General features: G+C 63.0%; 18 protein-coding genes. 9 read left to right on the top strand and 9 right to left on the bottom strand.

All coding sequences use genetic code 11. From position 1 onward, the window contains the following. Positions 1-1,845 carry an ABC transporter ATP-binding protein gene (locus EN991_RS00090; RefSeq protein WP_127367916.1) on the top strand — a complete coding sequence of 615 codons (1,845 nt, stop codon included), beginning with the start codon at positions 1-3 and terminating at the stop codon, positions 1,843-1,845. A 108-nt stretch (positions 1,846-1,953) separates the two neighbouring features. On the opposite strand, the gene EN991_RS00085 is transcribed toward EN991_RS00090, so the two are convergent. Further along, the gene (locus EN991_RS00085; protein ID WP_013528119.1) at positions 1,954-2,229 is read right to left on the bottom strand and encodes an exopolysaccharide production repressor ExoX protein; all 276 of its coding nucleotides are present in this window, start codon (positions 2,227-2,229) and stop codon (positions 1,954-1,956) included. Positions 2,230-2,831: 602 nt separating this feature from the next. Here EN991_RS00085 and EN991_RS00080 point away from each other — a divergent pair. Then, positions 2,832-3,509, top strand: a complete 678-nt coding sequence (locus EN991_RS00080) for a sugar transferase (protein WP_013528120.1) — start codon at positions 2,832-2,834, stop codon at positions 3,507-3,509. Between the two features lie 100 nt (positions 3,510-3,609). Then, a complete protein-coding gene (locus EN991_RS00075; RefSeq protein ID WP_164753485.1) occupies positions 3,610-4,875 on the top strand; it encodes a polysaccharide biosynthesis/export family protein in 1,266 nt (421 codons plus the stop codon). 186 nt (positions 4,876-5,061) lie between these two features. Here EN991_RS00075 and EN991_RS00070 read toward each other — a convergent pair whose 3' ends face one another. The 5 genes from EN991_RS00070 to EN991_RS00050 form a co-directional block, all read right to left on the bottom strand. After that, positions 5,062-6,375 (bottom strand): O-antigen ligase, encoded by a 1,314-nt coding sequence (locus EN991_RS00070; RefSeq protein ID WP_127367914.1) that lies wholly within the window; start codon positions 6,373-6,375, stop codon positions 5,062-5,064. A 201-nt stretch (positions 6,376-6,576) separates the two neighbouring features. After that, a complete protein-coding gene (locus EN991_RS00065; RefSeq protein ID WP_127367913.1) occupies positions 6,577-7,404 on the bottom strand; it encodes an SDR family NAD(P)-dependent oxidoreductase in 828 nt (275 codons plus the stop codon). A gap of 87 nt (positions 7,405-7,491) precedes the next feature. Continuing rightward, entirely contained in the window at positions 7,492-7,986 is a 495-nt protein-coding gene (locus EN991_RS00060; protein ID WP_127367912.1) for an acetone carboxylase subunit gamma, read from the bottom strand. Next, on the bottom strand, positions 7,983-10,187 hold the full coding sequence (locus tag EN991_RS00055; RefSeq protein ID WP_127367911.1) for a hydantoinase B/oxoprolinase family protein: 2,205 nt from the start codon (positions 10,185-10,187) through the stop codon (positions 7,983-7,985). Before EN991_RS00055 ends, EN991_RS00060 begins: the two co-directional genes overlap by 4 nt. Positions 10,188-10,199: 12 nt before the next feature. After that, positions 10,200-12,359: a hydantoinase/oxoprolinase family protein gene (locus EN991_RS00050; RefSeq protein ID WP_127367910.1), complete on the bottom strand. Its 2,160-nt coding sequence runs from the start codon at positions 12,357-12,359 to the stop codon at positions 10,200-10,202. A 112-nt stretch (positions 12,360-12,471) separates the two neighbouring features. Between EN991_RS00050 and EN991_RS00045 the strand changes: the two genes are divergently transcribed. The 4 genes from EN991_RS00045 to EN991_RS00030 all read left to right on the top strand — a co-directional run bounded on the left by EN991_RS00045 (position 12,472) and on the right by EN991_RS00030 (position 18,713). Then, the gene (locus tag EN991_RS00045; RefSeq protein ID WP_063169873.1) at positions 12,472-13,251 is read left to right on the top strand and encodes a helix-turn-helix transcriptional regulator; all 780 of its coding nucleotides are present in this window, start codon (positions 12,472-12,474) and stop codon (positions 13,249-13,251) included. Between the two features lie 287 nt (positions 13,252-13,538). Next, positions 13,539-15,713: an alpha-ketoacid dehydrogenase subunit alpha/beta gene (locus EN991_RS00040; protein ID WP_127367909.1), complete on the top strand. Its 2,175-nt coding sequence runs from the start codon at positions 13,539-13,541 to the stop codon at positions 15,711-15,713. 88 nt (positions 15,714-15,801) lie between these two features. After that, positions 15,802-17,364, top strand: coding sequence for an ABC transporter substrate-binding protein (locus EN991_RS00035; protein ID WP_164747171.1), 1,563 nt, complete (start codon positions 15,802-15,804; stop codon positions 17,362-17,364). Between the two features lie 119 nt (positions 17,365-17,483). Continuing rightward, positions 17,484-18,713 (top strand): aminotransferase class III-fold pyridoxal phosphate-dependent enzyme, encoded by a 1,230-nt coding sequence (locus tag EN991_RS00030; protein ID WP_084015555.1) that lies wholly within the window; start codon positions 17,484-17,486, stop codon positions 18,711-18,713. Positions 18,714-18,746: 33 nt separating this feature from the next. On the opposite strand, the gene EN991_RS00025 is transcribed toward EN991_RS00030, so the two are convergent. Then, positions 18,747-19,484: a GntR family transcriptional regulator gene (locus EN991_RS00025; RefSeq protein ID WP_013528131.1), complete on the bottom strand. Its 738-nt coding sequence runs from the start codon at positions 19,482-19,484 to the stop codon at positions 18,747-18,749. Positions 19,485-19,615: 131 nt separating this feature from the next. Between EN991_RS00025 and otnK the strand changes: the two genes are divergently transcribed. Next, positions 19,616-20,968: a 3-oxo-tetronate kinase gene (otnK, locus tag EN991_RS00020; protein WP_127367908.1), complete on the top strand. Its 1,353-nt coding sequence runs from the start codon at positions 19,616-19,618 to the stop codon at positions 20,966-20,968. Beyond that, entirely contained in the window at positions 20,941-21,606 is a 666-nt protein-coding gene (locus EN991_RS00015) for a class II aldolase/adducin family protein (protein ID WP_245460865.1), read from the top strand. Before otnK ends, EN991_RS00015 begins: the two co-directional genes overlap by 28 nt. Positions 21,607-21,768: 162 nt before the next feature. On the opposite strand, the gene EN991_RS00010 is transcribed toward EN991_RS00015, so the two are convergent. After that, complete coding sequence (locus tag EN991_RS00010; protein ID WP_032809937.1) at positions 21,769-23,040, bottom strand: CaiB/BaiF CoA-transferase family protein; 1,272 nt, start codon at positions 23,038-23,040, stop codon at positions 21,769-21,771. 35 nt (positions 23,041-23,075) lie between these two features. Beyond that, complete coding sequence (locus tag EN991_RS00005) at positions 23,076-24,107, bottom strand: dipeptide ABC transporter ATP-binding protein (protein ID WP_013528135.1); 1,032 nt, start codon at positions 24,105-24,107, stop codon at positions 23,076-23,078. Between the last annotated feature and the right edge of the window lie 26 nt (positions 24,108-24,133).

Below are 24,133 nucleotides of genomic sequence, written 5' to 3'. Positions count from 1 at the left end.
ATGTCGAAGCCCCCAATCCTTCGCCTGTCGCTGTTTCGAGAAATTGCCGCCTTCGGCGCCACCATTGCCCGGATCGGCGGCCGGCGAACGTGGACGGCGCTGTTCTTCCTCATCCTCGGCAGCCTGACCGAGGGCATTTCGATCCTGCTGCTCGTCCCGCTGCTGCATCTGGTCGGACGTGCCGACCAGGATTTCGCTGTTCGGCTGCCCAATGATGATTTCGTGCGCTGGCTGGTGCCTGATGGCACGCTGCAACTGACGACCGTGCTTTGCGCGCTGGTCGGGCTTGTTGCGGCGCAGGCGGCGTTCAATCGCTTCAAGTCGGTCTACATGGCCAAATTGCTGTTCGATTTCATCAATCGCGTTCGCATGAACCTGTTCGAAAGCATCGGCAAGGCGCGCTGGGGCGTTTTTACACGCATGCGCAGTTCCGATCTCGATCATGCCCTGACCGGCGACATCGACCGCGTCCAGGGCGCGGCTTTCGCACTGCTGATGCTGGTGCAGATCGCCGTTCTTCTGGCCGGCTATCTCCTGGTTTCCGTGTTTATCTCGCCGGTCATGACGCTGTTTGCCGTGGTCATCGGCATCCTGATGTTCGTGGCGCTGCGGCCCTTCCGGGCACGGGCCACTGCCTTCGGCCGTGTGCTGACCGCCAATCGCCAGGACCAGTACCGGACGGTCTCGGAATTTCTCGGCGGCATCAAGGTGGCCAAGAGCCTGAACGTCGAGGACAGCTATTTCGCGCAGCTGCGGTCGACGCTTGAGAGGATGAAGGCCGACAACATCGACTATGTGCGCAACAGCACCATCGGCACTGCTGTATTCCAGGTGGCGAGCGTCGTGGGCCTGAGCCTGTTCATCTATGTGGCTTTGGTCCGCTTCAACCTGTCGCTGGCCGAGATCGTCGTCCTGCTCCTGGTCTTCATGCGTATCGCGCCGCGCTTCATGGACATGCAGACGCAGGCCCAGCAAGTGCTGATCAACCTGCCCGCCTTTACGGCAATGCGCAGCCTGCAGGCACGTTTCGACGCCGAACGCGAACCCGGCCATACCGAGTTCGCAGACGCCGGGACACTCTCCCTCAATACGGGATTGAATATTCGCGGCGTGTCCTTCGCCTACGGAGATACTGTCGACAAGGCGGTGGTGAGCGGCATCACCTTCGGCCTGCCGGCCGGCAAGGTCACCGCCCTGATCGGCCCGTCCGGATCGGGCAAGAGCACGATCGCCGACATGCTGCTTGGCCTGCTGGAGCCCACCACCGGCAAGATGCTTGTCGATGGCGTCGAGATCGATGCCAGCAATCGCCGTCGCTGGCGCGACCAGGTGGCCTATGTGCCGCAGGACGTGTTCCTCCTGCACGACACGATCGCGGCGAACCTGCGCCTCGCCGCGCCAAGGGCCAGCGATGGCGATCTGTGGGCCGCGCTGCGTCAGGCGCACGCCGGCGAGTTTGTCGAACGGCTCGACCTCAGGCTCGAGACGGTGGTCGGCGATCGCGGCGTGCGGCTCTCGGGCGGCGAACGTCAGCGCATCGCGCTCGCGCGCGCGCTGCTGCGCAAGCCGTCGCTGCTCATCCTCGACGAGGCGACCAGCGCGCTCGACTGGCAGAACCAGTCGCTGATCGCCAGGTCGATCGACGGATTACGCGGTACGATGACGATCCTGACCATCGCGCACCGGCCGTCGATGATCGCCTTCGCCGACTGGGTGGTGGCGATGGAAAACGGCCGTATCGTCGAGGTCGGCCAATATCAGCGGCTGAAGGAAAAAACCGGCAGCCGGTTGTCGAGGATGCTGTCGGGGGAACAGTCGGAGAGCGAACCCGCTGATGTGGCGTGAGCCGGCGGCCAGGACGCGTCGCGCCGAAACGGATTCACGCGGCGCTTTGGTCCCTTTGTCTCGAAGCATGTCGTTGCCGCCAAACCGGCCACGTTTGAGCAGTCTGCATCAATGCAGGCCGCGCCTGGCACCGCCCAGCTTCTCGCTTTCGGCGACCTCGGGTGCGTTCAGTTTGCGCTCGGCGTCACGAGCTATGTCGGCAGGCGTCGGCGCGCTCCTGGCGATCATGGTGTAGATGAGCACGAAATAGCCGGCCTGAATGGTCACGGCGCAGATGATGACACGCACCAATATCGTGCCTATCGACGCACCGCCCAGCCAGGACCAGCCGACGACGATCGCCAGAGCGAAAATCATCCCGAGGATGAATTTTGGAAGTGCCATACCCAACAGCCCATAAACCGGCTCGGGTATTATCGCGATTGCCCCACCCGAGCACCGTCCCTTGTCATGTGGGCTTGTTAAGGTCGCCCACTCTCGACCGGTTGCTTCCGGCCTTTTCCACCTGTCCTCACCGTGACAGGTATAATTTGCAATTCTATTAAGGCGAGCAATAGGCGGCAAGGGCAACTTCGGTTATTTTTGATCGAGCTTTTTGCGATCGACTCTGCCATGTTGCAATGCACGCAACGGGAGCTAGGCCGATATCCTCTCGTCGATATCTTTTAGTAAAATGGGCAATATTAAGTAGTATTTTATACGGTTTTGACCAAGCATCACGGCATGATGAAGCACTGATTTGTACCTCGCCTTGGCAAATAGGTAGGTCCGCCTAAAAACCGCCCCACAAAGGCCTCTATTTTTTCGGCTGTGCCCATTTATTGTCACAAATGTGCTAAATATGCCGAAATTTGTGCATGGCAAGCTTATTATTTAGTCATTTCATGACGTGACTATTTCAACGGGGTGGTAAATTGTGTGTTGCGCTGCAACATTTTTTGGGTATCGTGTGGTGAACCATTCGTTCAACGCATGGAGTTTACGGCATGAGGGACGTTGCCAAGTCAGCCACCGCGAGCTTTTCGCAGGCTGACATCGATTTTCCGCCGCCGATCGGCGGCCTGCTCAAACGCAGCTTCGATATCACCGGTTCACTGATTGGCTTGATCGCCCTCAGCCCGCTATTTGTCATGATAGCGCTGCTCGTCAAGTTTTCCGACGGCGGCTCGATTTTCTACGGCCACAGGCGAATCGGGCGGGGCGGACGGATTTTTCCGTGCCTGAAGTTCCGCACCATGGTTCCGGACGGCGACAAGGTGCTGGCAGCCTATCTCGCCACCAACCCGGACGCCAACGCGGAATGGATCGCGACCCGCAAGCTGAAGAACGACCCGCGCGTCACCCGCGTTGGAGCGGTGCTGAGGAAACTCAGCCTCGATGAGTTGCCGCAGATCATCAACATCCTGCAGGGCGATATGAGCCTTGTCGGTCCGCGTCCGGTTGTGCGCGACGAGCTGGAGATCTATGGCACATCCGCCGTCTACTACCTGAAATCGCGTCCGGGCCTGACCGGCCTGTGGCAGGTCAGCGGCCGCAACGATGTGTCCTATGACAGCCGCGTCGCCTTCGACCGTCACTATGTCGAGAACTGGTCGCTGTTCGAGGACGTTCGCATCATCATCAAGACCGTCCCGGCCGTCTGGATGTCGCGCGGTTCTTACTGACCGGCCGGTGGCCAATGCCAGACATTGGCGTCGGCCATTCGACGCAAGCTCATCGGGCGATGGGGCTATAGCGGATCGGAACGTTGAGTTGAAAACAGATTTGTTCGAAACCTTTCGCAGCGGCCCGGATTCCGGCCGGCTGCGGCGGGCGCGTTTGCTGGCCACATGCCTTGCCATGGCCCTCGTCGTCCCGCACATCGCCGCCGCCGGCGACTATCGCCTCGGCTCGCAGGACAAGCTCACCATCCGCGTCGCCGAATGGCAGACCGTGGAAGGCACATTCCGTGACTGGTCGGCGGTGAATGGCGAGTACACGGTCGGTCCATCCGGCACGCTGTCGGTGCCGTTCGCCGGCGAACTGCCGGCCTCCGGCAAGACCACGTCCGAAATCGCAACGGCGATCGGCGAGGCTTTGCAGAAAAAGCTCGCTTTGTCAGACAGACCGGAAGCCTCGGTCGAGATGGCGCAGTTCCGGCCATTCTACATTTCGGGCGAAGTCCAGAACCCCGGCCAGTTTCCTTATGTGCCCGACCTGACGGTGTTGAAGGCCATCAGCGTCGCCGGAGGCATCCGGCGAAACGCCGACTACGGCCCCCAGCTCGGCAAGGACCTGGTCACCGCCAAGGGCATGTTCGACATCTCCGACGACCAGCGCATCCGACTGATCGTAAGGCGCGCCCGCATCGATGCGGATATGGCCGGAAAGGCGAGTTTCGACGTGCCGAAGGAGGTCGAGGGCGATCCGAGACTGCCAGCCATCGTGGCGGACGAGATGACGATCCTGACAGCGGACCAAAAGGCGCTGAAGCTGAAGCTTGAAGCGCTCGACGATCTCAAAGGGGTTTTGGAATCCGAGATCGAATCGCTGCAGAAGAAGATCGTCAACCAGCAGCAGCAGGTCGACTTGGCGCAGCAGCAGCTCGCCAGCATCGGCCCGCTGGCGCAGAAAGGCCTGATCGCCAACGCCCGACTGCTGGATTCGCGCCAGTCGGTTGCCGACCTGCAGGGCAAGATCCTGGACTACGAAACCGCCATCCTCACCGCCAAGCAGGCGATCAGCAAGGCGAAGCAGGATGCTATCGATGCCCAGAACACCTTGAGTTCAAGTCTCGCCACTGACCGGCAGCAGACCGAAGCCGACCTGAACGAGGCCGCGTTGAAGGTGAACATGCAGAAAGGCCTGATAGCCCAGGCCAGCGATCCCGCGATGGCGGCCGCTATGACAAATGATCAGCAGCCGACCCTGCTCTATTCGCTGGTGCGCAATGTCGACGGCAAGACCACCGAAATAGCCGCCAAGGAAGAAACCCCGGTGCTGCCCGGCGATGTGATCAAGATCAAGCTGGCGCCGCTGGCCAGCCAGTAGACCGACTTCCAACACGATCCAGTGTTTCGAGCCAGAGCCTCACCCGACAAACCGGGATGAGGCTCTGGCTCAGTTGTTTGAACCCCTGCGGAAACTATAATAGCCGTCTCGGGATCGAGGCTTCCCGTCCGAGCACATGCTTGCTCAAAAAGGAAGACCGCCCCCTTCAGCCCGCGAGATGATAATTTATGAGGGACCGGCGCCCGCCGGATGGCCGGCATACCGAGGCCAGTCAGTCTCGCCCCCGGCCGCGTCAGCCGGCTCCAGAGCCGGCGACCGCCGCCTGCGGGTAACAGGCAGCCGCGCCAGCTTGAAGAAGCTGAAATACATCAGGAAAGAACCCATGATGTAGGGGTTGAGTATCTCGACCTCGACGAAGGAGCGGATCAGCAGCAGGACCATCACGCCGAAAAGGATCACCGAGTCCGCCTGCCATGCCTTGAAGATCACCGCCGAGACGTGGCCGTAGAGCGTGCGCAGCATGATCAGCGACACCAGCGTCGCTCCGACGAAGCCGAGTTCGACGAGGGCCTCGATATAGGTGTTGTGGAAGTGGAAGCCGGTGCGGGTGGTGATGTAGAATTCGTTCCACAGCCGCTCGGCTTCAGCGAAACCCTGCACCCAATAGGCGGCATAGCCGACGCCGAGAATCGGCGATTTCTGGACCGTGTTCCAGCCTTGCTCCCACAGATAGGTTCGCCCGGTGAGCGTCGAATCCTTGCCGAAGAGGCCGAGGACGAAGTCCATCAACCCGAGATTCAAGGCGACGAAGGCCGTCACGACCAGCAGGCCGGCGCCGATCAGGAAGATGACCCGGCGATAGCGTCGTGACAGAAGTTTGCTCATCGCAAGAAGCGCCACCAGCGCCAGAACCGCGGGTATCGAGGCCATCGAGGTGGCGGAATGCGAGGCGACCAGGACATAGGCCGACAGCAGCACGACGGGCACCGCCAGGATGAAGCTCAGCCGGCCGCGCCTGTAGAACGCAAGGAAGACGACGCAGAAATAGATGCCGAGCGAGCCGACAAAGCCGATCTGGTTCTTGGAGGCGAAGGCGCCGACGAAGTTGACGGTGCCGTCGAGGACATCCTCGGAATAGTTCCCGACCTTCAGCGAATAGATGAGGACGACAAATATCCCGATCAGCGCCCCTATGGTCAGCGTGCGCACGCTGACGGTGCGCGCAGCTACGTAGGCGCAGGCAATATGGGAAAAATACTGGACCGACGTCCTTGCGGTGACGCCGGGAGCCTGCGACCAGAAAACCGAGAAGCAGACATAGGCAGCAAACAGCAGCGGCAGCCAGGCGCTGGACAGATGCCTCACAAACCGCCGGTAGTCGACCAGGATGAGCGGGAGCCAGACCGCATAGTAGGCCAGGATCAATATCTGGCCGAAGATGACCGAATAAGAAAACGCCCAGATCGAAACGGCTACGGCAAAGGCGCCATAGACCGAATTCTTCTCGGGATCGATCAGCAGGGACTTTGGAATCTTCATCTCAGAGTCCCGCCGACACGACCCAGGGCCGGCAAGCCATGAGCCGGCCGGAATCTTCGCAGACATGGGCGTGCAATAAACGGCGTCTCCATTGTGCAGTGCAATATAACCTATTGCGCCCGGCGCTCAATGGCAAATCCGGTCACCTTGTCTTACAGCGAGGCATCTGCGGAGAGATCAGCCGGTTGCGTGTCCGAGACGCTACCAAAGCGCTCCGCCGGTGATCTGGATGTTTTCCATGGTGATGCCCTTGGCGAGATCCGAGCACAGGAAGACGGCCAGAGCGGCAATCTCCTGCGGCTGCAGCAGGCGCTGCTGCGGGTTGCCCCTGGCGATCTCGGCCATCGCTTCCTCTGGCGTGCGCCCCTTGCCTTCGCGCTCGACGACCTGCGCCACATTGCGGCGCATCAGTTCGGTCTCGACCCAGGTCGGGCTGATCATAACGCAGGTGACGCCATGCGCCGCCCCTTCCAGCGCCACGCAGCGGGTGAGACCCAGCAGGCCGGCCTTGGACGCGCAGTAGGCCGGGTTGTCCTTCCACCCGACCAAGGCGGCCGTCGAGCCAATGTTGACGATGCGGCCCCAGCCGCGCTCGATCATACCCGGCAGCACGGCACGCGTGACGCGGAAGGCGCCGGTCAGGTTGGTGTCGACGATCTTGTCCCAAAGCGCGTCGGAATGGCCGCAGACCGGCTGCTCGGCGGTGGTGCCGGCGGCGTTGACCAGAATGTCGGCGGGGCCGATGGCCGTCTCGGCGTCAGCCGCGAAACGGTTGGTGACGTCGCTGTCGCGAACGTCAAGGTGTGCGGCGTGAACTTTCGTTCCATGGACGGCAAGGGCCGAGCGCACGCGCTCGATCTCGTCGGCGGCCGGATAGTAGGCGGCATCGGATCTGTCGGCACCGGCAGGCGCGATGTAGGAGCCGACGGCGACATTGGCCCCAGCCTCGGCCAAAGCCGTGGCAATGGCGAAGCCCATGCCCGAGAAACCGCCGGTCACGATGGCGCTACGGCCGGAAAGGTTGTTCATGGCGCACGGTCTCCGCTTCGTTTGGGCAGGCAATCAGTCCTGACCGGATTTGGCAATCACAGCGGCGCAGCCTCCATCGACGAGGGTTCAGGACCCCTGAAGCGGTCTGCCCAGCCATTCGCGATAAAAGCCTTCGAGGTCGGGTTCGAAATCATGCACGATGGGATAACCGGGTGCCGCCGCCTCGACCTCATGCAGCGTCCCGCACTCCGGGCAGATGAACTCCCGGATTTCCATCCATTCGGGATCAGGGAGATCGCTGTTGGGATAGATCTCGCGCAAAGCCTCCTCGGTGTTGCGCACGTTAATCACGGCGTTGAGCTTCCAGTTCTTCCGATAGTCGCCGAAGGAGTGGCCGCATTCGCAGCGGGTAATGCGCTCATCGCCACTCTGGCAGATGAACAGATGGTCCGAGACCGGCAGCAGGATCGGGTCCTTCCAGGCGACACGATCCTGATAGACGGCAACCATCTTGAAGAAACGGTCGTCATCCTTGTAGGCACTCATGATGCGCCTTGTCTGCGGCCAGGGCAGCTTGCCGGCGGCCAGATCGCCCAGAACTTCCTTGCTGTATGAGGTCATGGCTTGGCTCCCGGCGTGAAGATCGATTTGGCGTCGACGTTCCAGAAATCGCTGAATTCCTTGGTGAAGCGCGACGACAGCTTGATCGCGCTGGCGTACATTTTCTTCACTTCGGGCGCGAAGTCGGCCTTTCCGACGCGGCCACGCTCCTTGGCGATCCAATCCGCCACCGGAATCGCGTTAGCCAGGCGCTCTTTGCGCATGGCGGCGCGGCGTTCGACCGTGGCGTCGATATCGGCGACGGGATAACCGTCTTCATCGTCCTTCAGCACAATGCCGAAAACCTGGTCCGCCGCTTCACGGGTGAGAAAGCCGTTCTCGACATCCCATGCCGTCTTGATCGGATCGCGCTCCAGCACGTCGCCATAGCCGCCACCGCCATTGTAGGAATGGCTGAAGATGTCGCCGGATTTGTGCGGCGAGGTGATGTAGGGGCCTTCGACCACGACATGGTCGCCGCCGATGTTCTTCTCGTAGTCGGAGACGTCAGGGTCGATGCCGGGCGCATGCGCCAGCGGTTCGCCTTTTGCTGCCAGTTCGTGAATGTCTGAGTTGCGCACCGCGCGATGCTTCTGGCAGGTCGGCGCCGGATAACCACCGCACATGCCGCCATTGTCGAACACGCGCGAGGAGTGCTCGGAGGTGTGGAGCCGCAGATGTGAGGTCTTGTTGATCAGCCAGGTCGAGACGAAGGAACAGCCACCGCGATATTTGCCGGCGCCGCCGGAATTCGGCACGATCGAACGGCCGATATAGACCATCGGCATCGACTGTTCCCAGACCTCGATGTTGCCCATGTCGGATTCCGGGTTCCAGCCGACATAGGCGGTGTCGAGACCGTCCTTGATGGCGAGCGCCCCGGACCCGGCGGCAGCGCACTCGAAATGCGCCATGCCGAACGGCGTGCCGTATTGGCTTTCGCCGCCCATCTCGATCATCGGGCTGTTGACCTGGCCGACAAAGGCCTCCTCGACGAAGCCGCGCGCGACAAAACTGCGCGACAAAAGCCGCTGGAAAACGCCGTAGGCCGGCAGCAGCAGCGCCCATGAGGTGGCGGTGGCCACCATCTCGTTGTCGGGGTTGGTCCAGGTGCCGTGCGGCAGTTTCAGTTCGGTCGCCATCCAGGCACCGTCATTGACCAGGCCTTCGAAATTCATGTGCTGGGTCAGCGTCACGAACATGCCGCCATCCATGCCGGCCGGCGTGCAGTTCATCGAATGGTAGCCCCAGGGCTGCGTGCCCTCGAAGTCCATGGTGATCTTGCCGTCTGACGTGATCTCCATCTCGATCGGGATGTTGTAGAGCCAGTCGGGATCGCCGAGCAGCTGGAAGCCGGGCTTTCCCGCCGTGACATGGCCGTAGAACGTGTGGCCGCGGTAGATGCCGGGCACGGTGAGCTGGCGGGTGCGGGCGAGCTGGGCGCGACGGCCTTCCTCGATGAACTCCTTCGACACCTTCATCCAGTAGTCGAGGCCGATCTCGGAGATCAGCTGCTTGACGCTTTCGCGCATGTCGATGCAGGAGGCGACCTTGGCCTTCTCGTCGAGCACCCAGTAGATCGGCATGCGCAGATTGCGCTCGCAGCGGATGACGTAGTCGCGCCGGATCTCGTCATTCTCGCCGATCTTCTCGGCGCAGACGAACAGGCCTTCGGTGAAGCGCTCCTGCGCCAGGCAGACATCGCCGCCCGGCGTGATGCCGCCGGCTTCCAGTTCGTGGCAGACGGCACCGGACCAGCCGACCAGCGTGCCTTCATGGAAGATCGGCACCACATCCATGACATCAGGCACCTGCACGGTGCCGATGAAGGCGTCGTTGTTGGCGAAGATATCGCCTTCACGGATTTTCGGGTTTTCCTCGTAATTGTTCTTGATCATCCATTTGATGAAGCGGCTCATCGTATGGACATGCACCATGATGCCGTTGGAGAGCGCGATGGCGTCGCCTTCGGGCGTATAGATGGCGACCACCATCTCGCCGACTTCGCGCACGCCGGGCGAGGCCGAGATGCGGCGGGCCATTTCGCGAGCCGAGACGCAATAGGCGCGCAGCTTGGTGTGCAGCGTCTCGAACTTCAGCGGATCCTGGTTGCGCAGCGTGAGTTCCGTGATGCCGTCATAGCAGCCGGTCTCTTCCATCAGCCGCTCGGAATCGAGCAGTCTTTCGCGAAGGCGCAGGGCCGAGGCAGGTTTGTCCAACATGGCGGTGCCCTCTCAAGCGTGGGTGTAGTGCAGCAGCGTCCATTCATCGACATGGACGCGGTCCTGCGGATGAACGACGAGCGTGGTGGCGGGGTGTTCGATGATGGCCGGACCGATGACTTCGTGACCGGGCTGCAGCAGGTCCATCTCGTAGAGATTGGCCTTGTGCCAGCGTCCGCCGATATAGGCCTCACGCACGCCCTTGTGCGCGGAAGCCGGATCCGACTTGCCAAGCGGACGCTTGAGCAGCACCGGTTTGACCTTGTCGGCGGTGGCGATCAGCCCGAGTTCGGTGATGGTGAAGCCGGCCTCGCCGTAGCGCGACACGCGATGATTGACCTTGGCGTAGACCGCCTCGAACTCGTCGATAACACTGCGCATGTCGTCGGCCGAGTTGACCTCAGCCAGCGGCGCCATGACTTCGACATCCTCGAGCTGGCCGGTGTAGCGCATCATCAGGAACGGCACGGTCCTGATCTTCTCGCGCGCATGGCCGTCGGCGATCATCTCGTCGACCGCGGCCTTGGTCAGATCGTTCCAGACCGTGGTGACCTTGACGCCGAAGGCGGCCAGCGTCGCCTCATCGGCGCGTGACGGGATGTCGTGCTGCGTCGACACCGAATGCCGGCGCATGAAATCAGCCGTGGTGCAGCCGAAGGCGGAGAAGGCGGCCGCAAACTGGAAGGTGATGATGTCCTTGAAGCCGATGCCCCTGGAACAGCCGGCCAGGTGCAGCGGGCCAGAGCCGCCATAGGACAGCAGCGTGAACTCGGAGGGATGGATGCCCTGGCCCGAAATGACGCGGCGCAGCGCGTTGTTGGCGTCGGCCTCCAGCATGTCGATCATGCCTTCGGCGGCTTCCTCCAGCCCGACGCCCAGGATGTCGGAGCATTTCTCCTGGAAGGCGCGGCGGGCCTTTTCGACCTGCAGCACGACCTTGCCGCCGAGGAAATAGTGCGGGTTGAGACGGCCGAGAATCGCATCGCAATCGGCAATGGTCGGTTCGGTGCCGCCCCTGGCGAAGCAAATCGGACCTGGATCGGAGCCGGCGCTTTCCGGTCCAAGCGAGACTTTCTTGGTCAGCGGATCGACCTTGAGGATCATGCCGGCGCCGGCACCGATCGTATCGAGGTGCAGCGTCGGCACGTTGAGCTTGAAGCGATCCATCAGCGGCTCGTTCTCGATCCGCGTCTGGCCGCGCGTGATAACGCCCATGTCGAAAGAGGTGCCGCCCATGTCCGAGCAGATCAGCGAATCATTGCCGATCAGCTTGCCGACATAGGCAGCACCGAGGATGCCGCCGATCGGGCCGGAGATCATGGTTTCATGCAGGCGCGGATGGTTGATCGAGGTCAGGCCGCCGAAGGAGAGCAGCGTCTGCACGCCATATTTGAAGCCGTATTTCTTCGAGACGTCCTCGATACCCCTAAGCTGCTTGCGGCCGCGCGAGGTGGCGTAGGCCTCGATCAGGACCGAGTTCAGCCGCGACTGCTCGCGGATGACCGGGCGGACCTCGTGGCTGGTGTAGACGATGATGTCGGCGCCGGCCTTGTCGACCTCTTCGCGGCAGATTTCCGCGATGCGCTTCTCGTGCACCGGATTGACGTGCGAGAAGATGGTCATGATGCAGATCGCTTCGACCTCGTCGGCGATCAGTTTTTTTGCGGCTGCAGAAACCTCGTGCTCATAGAGCGGCAGCACGACGTCGCCGAACTGGTCGATCCGCTCGGTGACGCCATGGGTGCGGCGGCGCGGCACCAGCGGATCGGGATGATGGTGGGTGACCGCATGCAGCCGGTCGGCGTAGGAATAATCGGCCCAGGCCTGCAGCCCGCGGCCCATCAGGATCATGTCCTCGAGGCCCTTGGTGGTGATCAGGCCGAGCCGGCGGCCGGTGCGCGACAACAGCGTGTTCAGCATGCCGGTGCCGGAATAGAGCACGACGTTGACGCCTGAAAACAATGATTCCAGCGAGATGCCCCAGGCATCCGCCGCGTCCTCGGCCGAGGCCAGAAAACCCTCGGCTTCGTTCTTCGGCGTGGTCGCCGACTTGCCGATCTTGAAGTGGCCGTCCTGATCGACAAGGATCGTGTCGGTCATGGTGCCGCCGGCGTCGATGCCGATGACGATTGGGTTGCCGACAATGGGGGCGGTGAGATTGGGTTGGGTCACGGTCGCCTCGGGATCTGGTCTAGGTTGACGCCAGGCTAGATTCATTGGATGGCCTCGCGCCATATGCCTAAAGACACAATGACGGTTGGGCTGACATCGCCGAGAAAAGGGCATGGGCATGGGCAATATCTGGGCGCCGCTCGCCAAAGCGATCGCCGCCATCGGCACGGACAGGCATGTCGACTGCCTGATCGACCTGATCGGCGCCGACATCGACCACGACCTCGTCACGGTGACGCGCTATTCGGCGACGCAGACACCCGAATTCATCAAGCACCGGCGCTTCTCGGATGAGATGGTCCGGCGCTATCTCCACAATTACTACGTGTTCGACCCGTTCTATGCCTCGTGGCGGCGCGAGCGCAGGTTGGGCATCATGCCGCTGAAACGGCTCGCCGACGACGAGGCCAAGCGCGGCCAGTACATTGCCGGCTTCCTGGCGCAGTCGGAGATCTGCGACGAGGTCGGCATCATGCTTGCCGATGGCGGCGACTGGTGCCTCGGCATCTTCCTCGACCGCTCGACCACGTCGTTCAAGGAGAGCGAGATCGCTTTGCTGGACGAGCGGTTGCCTGTATTCGAGGCGCTGCATGCGCTCGACATCAAGGCGCGCGGAACCAAATTCTCCCGCACGTCGGCGCCGACAGGCCCCGGCGCCTCGCCCCGGCAGGAGCCGACGATCCCGGCCAGTCTGTGGCCGGAGCTGTCGCTGCGCGAGCGGGAATTGGTTCAGTTGATCCTCGCCGGCCACCCGACGGCCAACATCGCCGAGCGCCTCGGCATCACCGTCGGCACGGTCAAGAACCATCGCCGGCGCATCTACGAGAAGCTCGACATCACCACCGAGCGGGAATTGTTTTTGCAGTTCTTCCAGCATCAGGCCGATCGCTAGCCGCTCGCTTACCCAGCCGATCCGCCAGCCGAATGCCTGATTTGCAGAGCCGCTCCCTCCGTGAATTGGTGCAGGGGGCTTGTCGCCGGAATGGCTCGAAAACTGGCTTCAAAATTCCTCTTGCGGAACGCCGCCGTCCCGGCTTAGTCTCGGCTTCGCACAGAAAATGAAATTTAATTCCATTTGTGCGGTGCCCGCAAGCCAGTGCAGTGCCCAGGAAAAGTGCCCGGACGCAATCGACTGAGAAAATATTTGATATATCATCTACCAGAACGGAAATAGCTGACATGGTCCAGCAGACATCGATCCAGCCATCGGCGCCCTGGTTGCGGCTCGACGTCGACGATTCGGACTGGAACGACGCCGAGGTTTCGAGCCTGGTGCGCTGGTATCAGCAGATGCTGCTCATCCGCCGTTTCGAGGAAAAAGTGCTCGATCTCGCCAATGCCGGGCTGGTGCATGGTCCGGCGCATGCCAGCATCGGACAAGAGGCGACGGCGGTCGGCGCCATGTCCGTGCTCGGTACGGGCGACCGCATCAACGGCACCCACCGCGCCCATCACCAGGTCTTGGCCAAGCTTGTCAACGCGCAGACGCCCGGCGGATTCGACCCGTTGCATGACGCTTTCAACCCGGACATGCAGGGCTCGGTGCGCGGCTTGATGGCCGAGATCATGGGCCTCAAGTCAGGCTATTGCGGCGGCCGTGGCGGCTCGATGCATATGCGCGACGATGCCTCCGGCATCCCTGGCACCAGCGCGATCATTGGCGGCAACCTGCCGCATGCGGCCGGCTATGCGCTGGCCGACAAGCTGCTCGGTACCGGCAACATCTCGGTCGCCTTTTTCGGCGACGGCACGATGATGGCGGGGCCGGCCTATGAGGCGATGAACATCGCCGCGCTCTACCGGCTGCCGGTGATCTTTTTCGCCGAAAACAATCTCTATGCCGTCTCGACGCACATCAACGAGCAGACGCGCGAGACGCGGCTGGCCTCGCGCGGACCTATGCTCGGCTTTCGCGGCATCGAATGCGACGGCATGGATGTGGTGGCGGTCCACCATGCCATGCGCGAGGCGCGCCGGGCGATCGAGGAAGACGGTGGCCCGGTGCTGGTCGAGGCGCTTTGCTACCGCTTCCTGCATCAGAGCGGCGCGCGCCCGGGTAGCGAATTCGGCTACCGCACGCGGGCCGAGGAAGACGCCTGGAAAGCGCGCGATCCGCTGGTCACGATGGCGGCTCGCCTGAAGACGATGGGCATTTTGAACGCTTCCGACCTCGGCACACTCGACCAGCGCGTCATGGAGGTGGTCAACACCGCTGCCGATTCGCTCACCGAAATGAGTGGCAACGCGCTGGGCATTCCCGACCATCTGTGGCCAGACCCAGGCGGCGTCGACAACCAGATACGCGGTGATCTTTCCGAACTGAAGGGCGAGCGTTTCCTCGAGATCGAGGATATGCCGCCAGCCGACACCAGGCCGGTCAAGTTCATGGTTGCCGCGTCCGAGGTGATTGCGCGCGCCATGGAAAAGGATTCGCGCATCATTATCATGGGCGAGGATGTGCACCGGCTGCGCGGCGGCGTTTCGGGCGCCACAAAGGGTGCGCTGGAACGCTGGCCGGAGCGTGTACTGGCAATGCCCATCGCCGAGAACGGTTTTGTCGGCGTGGCGCTGGGTGCAGCGCTTTGCGGGCTGCGGCCTATCGTCGAGATCATGTTCGGCGATTTCTGCCTGGTTGCCGCCGACCAGCTGTTCAATGCGGTCAGCAAGGTGCGCCACATGTTCGGCGGCGGCTTCCCGGTGCCGATCGTGATCCGGGTGCGCGTCTCGCCGCACACCGGCTACGGCTCGCAGCATTCGGGCGATCCGTCTGGCCTGTTCGCGCTGTTTCCCGGCTGGCGCATCGTCGCCCCGACGACGCCCTTCGACTATATCGGCCTGATGAATTCGGCGCTGAAATGCGACGATCCGGTCGTCGTCATCGAGCATGTCGAACTGTTCCCGAGCGAAGGGCCTGTGCCTGCGGATGACCGCGATTATTGCGTGCGACTCGGCAAGGCGAAAACCGTCAGGCCGGGCAGTGCCTGCACCTTGCTCACCAGTGCCAGCATGGTCGCCGTCGCCAAGCAGGTGGTCGAGGAGACCGGCGTCGATGCCGAGATCATCGACCTGCGCAGCCTCGACCCGACCGGGCTCGACTGGCCGATGGTGGAGGCCTCGATCCGCAAGACCAACCGGGTGGCCGTCGTCGAGCAGGTGCAGCGTGGACTGTCGCTTGGCGGACGGCTGACACAAGAGATTCAGGATCGCGTGTTCGACTATCTCGATCACGAGATCCTGCATGTGACGGGAAGCCTCTCGGCTCCCGTCGTATCGGCCCCGCTCAACCGCGCCGCACTGGGCGGCGCTGATAAGCTCAAGGCCGCGCTTCAATCCCTCATTGCCGTGGGTGGATAGAGCAACGCATTGCCACAAAGATCTGACAAGAAAATGGGAGAATGAAATGGACATGACGATCCTACCAAGAGCCAAGACCAGGGCGACGATGCTGGCGGCCGTGCTGCTGGCCACCAGCGCCTTCTGGGCGCCTGCCACTTTCGCGCAGGACAGCAAGCCGCTGGTCATCGCGCGTAACATCGACCTCAATTCGCTCGATCCGCACCGCGCCTTCTGCGACACCTGCCAGATCTACAATTCCAGCGTCTACGAATCGCTGCTGACGCTGGACAAGGACAACAAGCTGATCCCGCTGCTCGCCTCGAAGTGGGAAGGCAATGCCGACCAGAGCAGCTTCACCTTTACGCTCGACCCGGCCGCCAAATTCTCGGACGGTTCGCCTGTCGAAGCCAAGGACGTCAAATGGTCCTGGGAGCGGCTGAAGAACCTCAAGGGCAGCGCCTCGTTCCTGATGGACAATGTCGCCTCGATCGAGACTCCGGACGCGCATACGGTCGTCGTCAAGATGGTCGCGCCGAGCTCCGAATTCCTCAACATCGCGGCGGCGCCCTACGCAGCGGTCGTCAACAGCAAGGTTGCTTCCGAAGCCGGCGCCAAGGCCGATGCGGACGCCTCGACGACAGACAATGCCGAGGCCTGGTTCCTGGCCCATTCGGCCGGCAGCGCGCCGTTCGTGCTGAAATCCTATGAGCCCAATTCGGAACTGCGGCTGGCGCGCAACGACAAGTACTGGCGCACGGCGCCGGCGCTGAGCGAAGTCGTCATACGCCAGACCAAGGATGCGGTGGCGCAGGCGCAGATGCTGCAGAGCGGCACCGCCGATATCGCCATGCAGATCGACCCGGACACGGCCAAGACGATGACCGGCAGCGACGTCAAGATCGAGACCGTGCCGTCCTACAACTTCATCTATGTGGCGCTGTCGCCCGGCGCCAAGGCCAACAAGGTGCCGCTGACGCCCGAAGTGCGCGAGGCCATTTCGCTCGGTCTCGACCGTCCTGCTATCCTCGACTTCACCATCGGCTCCGAGGGTCAGCTGATCAGCGCGCCGATCCCGCTCGGCTTCCCCGGCGGTTCGGGCTTCGAGGCGCAGCCCTATGACGTTGCCAAGGCAAAGGAACTTCTGGCCAAGGCCGGACACGCCGACGGCTTCGAGATGGAGGCAGCGTTCCCCGGCATGAACGTCTACGGCGTCGATCTCTCGCTCTTGATGCAGAAGGTTCAGCAGGATCTGGCCAAGATCAACATCAAGCTCGACCTGCAGCCGATCCCCTTCGCCAATTGGCGCGAGCGCGTCAATGGCGACGGCATCCCAATGACGGCGGTGTTCTACGCGCCGGACTATTACGGCACCTCGCAATACATCGACTATTTCGCCATGACGAAGGGCAGCCCTTGGTCGCGCCGTGCCGGCGCGGAGCGCGACCCGTCGGTGCTCAACCCGAAGGAAGCGGATATCTACAAGGCAGCCCTTGCGGCAAGCGGCGACGAGGCCGCCAAGCTGTGGCACCAGGCCGGCGAGGAGATGATCAAGGACAGGATCATCCTGCCGCTGATCAGCCCGAACCTGATCCTGGCCTACAAGTCGGACGTCAAGGGCGTGCGCTACAGCGCCTGCTGCAACCTGCCGCTGGCAGAACTCAGCCACTGAGCAAAACAATACAGGGAGGCGACTGTCGCCTCCCTGTTCTCCATCCCGGAAGGCCAGCAAATCCTGTTCTTCCAACATCACATTCAATATATGATATATCAATGAGCGGAGACCTCGTCATGCCTTCCCTGATCAACTCCAAGGACCAGTTGCTGCGCGAGCGTGCGGCCTCGGTCATTCCGGGCGGCATGTGGGGACACATGGCGACGCGCTATCTCGGCTCCGCCTATCCACAATTCTTCGAACGCGCCGACGGCTGCCGGGTCTGGGACGTCGACGGGCACGAATACATCGACCTGATGTGCAGTTGGGGGCCCAACATTCTCGGCCACCATCATCAGGCGGTCGAGGCGGCGGCCGAGCGGCAGCGTCGCCTCGGCGATGCGATGAACGGCCCCGGCGAGGTGCTGGTCGAGCTGGCGGAACTGCTGGTCAAGACGGTCGCGCATGCCGACTGGGCAATGCTGCAGAAGAACGGCACCGACGCCACCACGGCCTGCGTGACGATCGCGCGCGCCGGCACCGGCCGACGCAAGGTGCTGGTCGCGCGCGGCTCCTATCACGGCGCCGTGCCGTGGTGCACGCCATCGCTGGCCGGCGTCACCGCCGAGGACCGCGCCCATCTGATCCATTTCGACTACAATGACGTCGCCAGCCTCGAAGCGGCCGTCGAGCAGGCCGGCAACGATCTCGCTGCTGTCGTCGTCACTGCCTTCCGGCACGACATCGCCCGCGACCAGGAACTGCCGACCGCCGCCTTCGCCAAACGGGCGCGCGAACTCACCACCGCCGCCGATGCGGCGCTGATCGTCGATGATGTCAGGGCCGGCTTCCGCATCGACCTCGCCGGCAGCTGGGAGCCGCTCGGCGTACGGCCGGACCTGTCCGCCTTTTCGAAGGCGATCGCCAATGGCTATCCGCTGGCCGCCATCGCAGGCACCGACCGGTTTCGCGAAGCCGCGACCAAGGTCTATGTGACGGGTTCGTTCTGGTATGGCGCCGTCGCAATGGCCGCGGCGATCGCCACCATCAGCACACTGCGCGACACCGACGCCGTCACCCACATGACACAGGCCGGCGACAGGCTGCGCTCAGGCCTCGATGCTGCAGCGAAGAAGCATGGTCTTTCGCTGCGACAGACAGGTCCGGTGTCGATGCCGATGGTGCTGTTCGACGGCGATGCCGAATTCAAGCTGGCCAACGCCTTCTGCTCGGCCGCCTTGCGCGAAGGCGCCTATTTCCATCCCCGGCACAACATGTTCCTGAGTGCTGCGCACACCGCAAAAGATATAGATCTCGCCCTGCAGGCTGCCGATGCGGGCATGGCCGCCGCGGCGCAGGTGGCGTGACCGGCGCCAATGCGGTGGAAAGGAACAAACTGTTCAGCCGGTGGCCGACACCAGTCGGCCGTTCTGCGCAGCGCGGCGCAGTTCCTCCGGCGTGACCGCGCCGTCGTTCAGCCGTTCGAGAACCTTGACCAGCAGGCGGCCGCCTTCGATCATGTCCTGCTGAATGCCCTTGCGCACACCGTTCTCGTCGCGCGCCCGCAGCGCTTCAAGAATGTCGAGATGCCGGTGGCGGCCGTCATAGGTCGGCCGGGCGTGCGGGTACTGGTAGTTCACCAGCGGTCCGTTGCGCAGCCAGATTCCCTCGATGATGGCCAGCAGCTCCGGCATTTGCGCCGCCTGGTAGATCGAGTGATGGAATTCCCAATTGTCGCGGACGGCTTCGAACCAGCGGCCATTGTCCTCGTTGGCAATGAGTTTCTCATGCACCGCCGCCAGACGGTCGATCTCGCGCGGCTCGATGCGCGTCGTTGCCGCGGCACCCGCCATGCCTTCGAGATGCAGCCTGATGCTGCGCAGTTCCAGATACTGAGCCAGCGACAGCTGGGCGACGGTGATCGAACGGCCGGCCTCCATCTCCAGGCCTTTTTCGCGCACCAACTGCATCAGCGCCTCGCGCACCGGCGTCTCGGACACCTGAAGGCTGGCGGCAAGGTCGCGGATCTTGAAGCGATGGCCCGGCCAGAAACGGCCTTCCATCATGGCACGGCGAAGCTCCTCATAGACACGCGTCGTCAGATTGTCGCGCGCGATCGGCGCGATAGAAGCAGTCACATCCGCTCTCCGTTCTTGCAACAGCGCAGGCGTCGCCTGCGTCGCGTGGCTTGTGTATATGATACCACGAATGGCCTGACCACCGACATGAGACAAGCCGCCCCGAAACCGGCAGACATGAGACGGGCCGCATGACCGCGTCGATGCCTTCCTTGCTGTTCGGCGCCATTGCCGACGATCTGACCGGCGGCACCGAGCTGGCGTCGATGCTGGTCGCGCGCGGCATTCCGACGGGATGCACGGTCGGGCTGGACGCGCCGATCCCATCAGGCAATCTTGCCCATGTGATCCTGCTGAAGACCCGCGTCATCGCAGCCAGCGATGCGGTGCGCCAGGTGCTGGAGGCCGCGGACCGGCTGGTCGAAGCTGGCGCGCGGCAGATCTTCTTCAAATATTGCGCCACCTTCGATTCGACGCCCGCGGGCAATATCGGTCCTTGCGCCGAAGCGCTGCTCGAGCGCCTTGGCGGCGGCGTCACACTGTTCGCCCCTGCGCTGTGTGAGACTGGGCGCACCGTCTATCAGGGGCATATGTTCGGCGGTCCCCAGCTGCTTGCTGAGTCGCCCAAGCGCTTCGATCCGCTGACGCCGATGACCGATTCCAATCTGGTTCGCGTGCTGCAGGCGCAGAGCAGGGGCAAGGTCGGGCTGGTGCCCTATCTCGTCGTCGATGCCGGCGCTGGAGCCATCCGAAGCGCTATACGAGCACACAGCGCGCGTGGCGAGACGCTGCTGGTCACCGACACCATCCGCGAGCGCGATCTGGCGGCGATCGCGGAAGCCACCTTCGACCTGCCGCTGATGACCGGTAATTCCTCAGTCGCCGCGCATCTGCCACCGGCCTGGCTCACGCATGGGCTGCTGGATACAGGCGATCTCGTTGCCGCCAGCCTGCCGGCCGTCGAAGGGCCGGCAGCGGTGCTGGCCGGCAGCGTCGCTGACCGCACCATCGAACAGCTCGAGCGTTTCGAGGAAAACAATCCACTGCTGACGATTGACCTTGCCAGCGCCTTTGCCGGCGCCGATGTCATGGCCGAAGCGCGTACCTTCGCCCAACGGCATTTGCCCGGCGCGATGATCGCCATTGCTACGACAGCGCCGCAAGCGACCGTCGAAGCGCTGCAGCAGGCGCATGGCCGCGATATGGTGGCGGCAAGGGCGGAAGAGATCCTGGCCGGGATTGCCCAGATTCTGGTGCGCGAACTCGGCGTCCGCCGGCTCGTCGTCGCCGGCGGCGAGACCGCCGGTTCGGTGGTGAAGGCGCTCGGCATCGACCGGATCGCCATGGGCGCCTATGAGGGCCCCGGACTGTCGCGCGCCATCGCTCACCTCCCCGGCCGGCCCTCCGATCCGCTGGCGCTGATGCTGAAATCGGGAAAGCTCGGCGGCCCCGATATCTTCACCGACGTTCTGCAAGACATGACACGGCCGAGCACTATTGCGCCGGCGATCGACACATGGCCACCGGCAAGGAGAGCATCGTGATGGAACTCGAAATCGAACGCACGAGCCTGATCACCGCGACGCAGACGCTGGACGCCAGCGGGATGAATGTCGGCACCACCGGAAACATCAGCGTGCGCACGACAGGCGGCATGCTGATCACGCCGACGGGAATAGCCACAAGCGCCTTGCGGCCGGAGCAGATGGTGGCGATGCAGCTCGATGGATCCTGGGACGGTGCGTTCCGGCCGTCGAGCGAATGGGAGATGCACGCCGAGATCTACAAGGCGTTTCCCGAGGCCGGCGCCGTCGTGCATGCCCATCCCGACCATTGCGTGGCGCTGTCGTGCCTGCGTGAACCGCTGCCGCTGTTCCACTACATGGTGGCGGGCTTCGGCGGCGATGATGTGCGCTGCTCGGACTATGCGCTTTTCGCGTCAAGCGAACTGGCCAAGGTTGCCGTCGTCGCGCTCAAGGACCGCACGGCTTGCCTGCTCGCCAATCATGGCATGATCGCCTTCGGCGGCGATCTCGACACGGCCCTCATCCGCACCATCAAGCTGGAAACCCTGGCGCGGCAGTACCTTTTGGCGCGCAGCGCCGGCACGCCGGTGCTCATCGAGGGCAGCGAGATCCCCGCCATTCGCGGGCGCTACAAGAATTACGGCCAGCAGAAGTAGCCGGCCGAGCAATTCCAGAAAAGGTGAAGCGGTTTCCCGGGAAAAGCGCATAGCGCTTTCCCCAGGGGATTGCGCCAAAACAAGGAACGGCTCTTCGCCCTCTTGAAGAACCATTCAGTCGACCTGCAATGCGAGACGAAGGCCCGTCAGGCTCCATGAAGATCAGGCGGGGATCGGTTCGGCGGCCGGCGTATAGACGCCGACGGCGCCGGTGCCGATCAGCTGGTCGATGATCTCGGCGCTATAGCCGAGCACGTCGGCCAGCACGGCAGCTGTGTCTTGGCCCAGCATCGGCGGCGCGGTGAAGTCCGCGGTCAGCTGCGCGGCAAGTCCCTGCGCCGGGCGCACCATGGCGACGGAGCCGAGATGCGGATGCGGCAAGGTCTGGACGAGGCCACGCTCGCGCACATTGGAACTGTCGAAGACTTCCGGTATCGATTTTACCGTGCCGGCCGGCACGCTGGCGGCGGCACAGGTGGCCATCCAGTGGTCACGTGGCTTGGTCTTGAAGACGGCGGCTAGTTGCGGGATCAGCGCCTCACGGTTGGTGGCGCGCGCCCCTGCTTTGATGAAGCGCGCATCCCCAGCCAGATGTGGCAGATCAACGACCTTCTCGCACAGCGCCGCGAACTGGCGGTCATTGCCGACCGCCAGCGCAAAGCTGCCATCGGAGGCTTCGAATATCTGATAGGGAACGACCGTCGGATGGGCATTGCCGTAGCGGGCGACCTCTTGGCCGGTGTTAAGGTAACCGCTGCCGACATTGATCAGCAGGCTGAGCGCACAGTCGATCAGTGACAGGTCTAGGAATTGGCCCTTGCCAGTTGTCGCGCGCTCGAAAAGCGCTGCCAGGATGGACTGAGTGGCGACCATGCCGCAGACGATGTCGGTGATGGCGACGCCGACGCGCATCGGCTCGCCATTGCTCTCGCCGGTGATGGCCATCAGGCCGCTTTCGGCCTGCATGACGAAATCATAGCCGGGCCGTCCGGCATCGGGTCCGGTCTGGCCGTAGCCGGAGATCGAACAGTAGATCAGGCGCGGGTTTGACGCGCTCAGCTCCTTGAACCCGACGCCGAGCCTATCGGCGGTACCTGAGCGGAAATTCTCGACGACGATGTCGGCCTTCGCCGCCAGCTCGCGCACGATCGCCAGCCCCTGCGGGCTTTTCATGTCGAGCGCGATGCTCTGCTTGCCGCGATTGGCGCAGAGATAGTAGGTCGAGACACCCTTGTAGCTCGGCACCGACCACGCCCTGGTGTCGTCGCCGCCGTCGATGTTCTCGATCTTCCAGATCTCGGCGCCGAGATCGGCAAGGCTCATCGTTGCCCAGGGACCCGCCAGCACACGCGAGAGGTCGAGAACCTTGATGCCTTCGAGCGGCAAGCGCGCGGGTTCTGCCGTACCGGCATTCGCGGAATGGTCCTCAGTCACGATCAAAATTCCCTCGGGTGAATTCGACAGGCCACTCAGACAGCCCTGAAAGTGTTGACCGGCTCCGGGAAATGGCAGGCGACGCGATGCGAACCACCGGCCGGATCGAGCGGCGGTTCGACGGCAGCGCAGATCGCCTGCGCCTTGAAGCAGCGCGTGCGGAAGCGGCAGCCGGATGGCGGGTTGAGCGGGCTCGGCACATCGCCGCTCAGCACGATGCGCTCGCGCTTGCGCTCCTTCTCGGGATTGGCGAGCGGCACCGCCGACAGCAGCGCCTGGGTGTAGGGATGCAGCGCCCTCGAATAGAGTTCGGCCGCCGGCGCGATCTCGACGATCTTGCCGAGATACATCACCGCGACCTGATGCGAGATGTGGCGCACGACGGACAGATCATGCGCGATGAACAGATAGGAGGTGCCGAAGGATTGCTGGATGTCCTTGAGCAAATTGAGCACGCCGGCCTGCACCGAAACGTCGAGGGCCGAAACCGGCTCGTCGAGGATCACCACTTGCGGATTGAGTGCCAGCGCGCGGGCAATGACGACGCGCTGGCGCTGGCCGCCGGACAGTTCGTGCGGATAGCGCTTGCCATGCTCGGGATTGAGCCGCACCAGTTCGAGCAATTCGGCGACGCGCGCGCGGCGGTCGGTCGCCGACATGTCGCTCATGCGCAGCGGCTCGGCGATGTTGTCGGCAATGCGCATGCGCGGATGCAGCGACCCGTAGGGATCCTGGAAGACGAGCTGGATGTAGCGCCGCATCAGGCGCATGTCTTCGTGATTGAGCGCGAGCAGGTTCTGGCCACGGAACCAGCTTTCGCCGCTGGTCGGCTCGATCAGCCGCATCAGGCAGCGCCCGAGGGTCGACTTGCCGCAACCGGATTCACCGACCAGACCCAGCGTTTCGCCTGGTGCTACGTCGAACGAGACATCGGCGACCGCACGGACATGGGCAACGGCACGGTCGAAGACGAGGCCGCCGCGAACCGGAAAGTCCTTGACGAGATGGCGAACAGAAAGCGCAGCCGCCGGTTTGGTTTCCGCCTGGAGTTGCTCCGCTGCGCTCATGGGGCCACGTCTCCACTGTCCAGGCT

Source organism: Mesorhizobium sp. M7A.F.Ca.US.005.03.2.1, from assembly GCF_003997795.1.
GTDB lineage: Bacteria > Pseudomonadota > Alphaproteobacteria > Rhizobiales > Rhizobiaceae > Mesorhizobium > Mesorhizobium ciceri.
This window is presented reverse-complemented; position numbering and strand designations above follow the sequence as displayed.

Coding starts and splice junctions, on each gene's coding strand:
- EN991_RS00090 (WP_127367916.1), top strand. CDS start 1: ATGTCGAAGCCCCCAATCCTTCGCCTGTCGCTGTTTCGAGAAATTGCC.
- EN991_RS00085 (WP_013528119.1), bottom strand. CDS start 2,229: ATGGCACTTCCAAAATTCATCCTCGGGATGATTTTCGCTCTGGCGATC.
- EN991_RS00080 (WP_013528120.1), top strand. CDS start 2,832: ATGAGGGACGTTGCCAAGTCAGCCACCGCGAGCTTTTCGCAGGCTGAC.
- EN991_RS00070 (WP_127367914.1), bottom strand. CDS start 6,375: ATGAAGATTCCAAAGTCCCTGCTGATCGATCCCGAGAAGAATTCGGTC.
- EN991_RS00065 (WP_127367913.1), bottom strand. CDS start 7,404: ATGAACAACCTTTCCGGCCGTAGCGCCATCGTGACCGGCGGTTTCTCG.
- EN991_RS00060 (WP_127367912.1), bottom strand. CDS start 7,986: ATGACCTCATACAGCAAGGAAGTTCTGGGCGATCTGGCCGCCGGCAAG.
- EN991_RS00055 (WP_127367911.1), bottom strand. CDS start 10,187: ATGTTGGACAAACCTGCCTCGGCCCTGCGCCTTCGCGAAAGACTGCTC.
- EN991_RS00045 (WP_063169873.1), top strand. CDS start 12,472: ATGGGCATGGGCAATATCTGGGCGCCGCTCGCCAAAGCGATCGCCGCC.
- EN991_RS00040 (WP_127367909.1), top strand. CDS start 13,539: ATGGTCCAGCAGACATCGATCCAGCCATCGGCGCCCTGGTTGCGGCTC.
- EN991_RS00035 (WP_164747171.1), top strand. CDS start 15,802: ATGCTGGCGGCCGTGCTGCTGGCCACCAGCGCCTTCTGGGCGCCTGCC.
- EN991_RS00030 (WP_084015555.1), top strand. CDS start 17,484: ATGCCTTCCCTGATCAACTCCAAGGACCAGTTGCTGCGCGAGCGTGCG.
- otnK (WP_127367908.1), top strand. CDS start 19,616: ATGACCGCGTCGATGCCTTCCTTGCTGTTCGGCGCCATTGCCGACGAT.
- EN991_RS00015 (WP_245460865.1), top strand. CDS start 20,941: ATGGCCACCGGCAAGGAGAGCATCGTGATGGAACTCGAAATCGAACGC.
- EN991_RS00005 (WP_013528135.1), bottom strand. CDS start 24,107: ATGAGCGCAGCGGAGCAACTCCAGGCGGAAACCAAACCGGCGGCTGCG.